Genomic DNA, 477 nt, shown 5'->3' with positions numbered 1-477 from the left:
GCCGTAAGGAGCTACGTGAAATCGTCCCTCTGGCTGACAGCACAATCTATGAAATGGAGCAGCGCGGGCAATTTCCGCGACGTTTCGCTCTTACCCCCCGTTGCGTCGTGTGGGATTTGGCCGAGGTTGAAGCCTGGCTCCATGCGCGCAGGGCAGCACCAATTCCCCGAGCCAGCCCTCCAGATGTGCGTTTGAGAAAGACCGCTCCTGTCAAAGCGCTGGATCGGGCTCAAAGACCGTCATCATCGGGGGCATAAGGACGACGGGCCGCTTCCTTCCCTCGACCCAGGCTTCCACTGCATCGGACCATTCTTGCATCATGTGGCGGCGCTGAACTTCGTATTCCGCCTTGTTGTAGACGCCGCGGGAGGAGCGACCGTCCTCGTGAGCCAGGCATTTTTCGATCCAGTCGCTGTTGAACCCTAGTTCGTTCAAAAGTGTAGAGCCCGTGCGCCGGAGATCGTGCACGGTGAATGG

At 59.1% G+C, this 477-nt stretch carries 1 protein-coding gene and 1 pseudogene; one reads left to right on the top strand and one right to left on the bottom strand.

From position 1 onward, the window contains the following. The coding region (locus EOA29_RS39860) for an AlpA family phage regulatory protein (RefSeq protein WP_127222578.1) at positions 1-257 on the top strand (257 nt) is incomplete at its 5' end. Here the strand turns inward: EOA29_RS39860 and EOA29_RS39855 are convergent. Continuing rightward, positions 211-477, bottom strand: a pseudogene (locus EOA29_RS39855) (integrase); the annotation flags it as partial. The gene EOA29_RS39860 and the pseudogene EOA29_RS39855 overlap by 47 nt on opposite strands.

Origin of the sequence: Mesorhizobium sp. M1E.F.Ca.ET.063.01.1.1, assembly GCF_003998155.1 — a bacterium.
Taxonomy (GTDB): Bacteria; Pseudomonadota; Alphaproteobacteria; order Rhizobiales; family Rhizobiaceae; genus Mesorhizobium.
The sequence above is the reverse complement of the archived record's forward strand: the minus strand, read 5'-3'. Positions and strand labels throughout refer to the sequence as shown.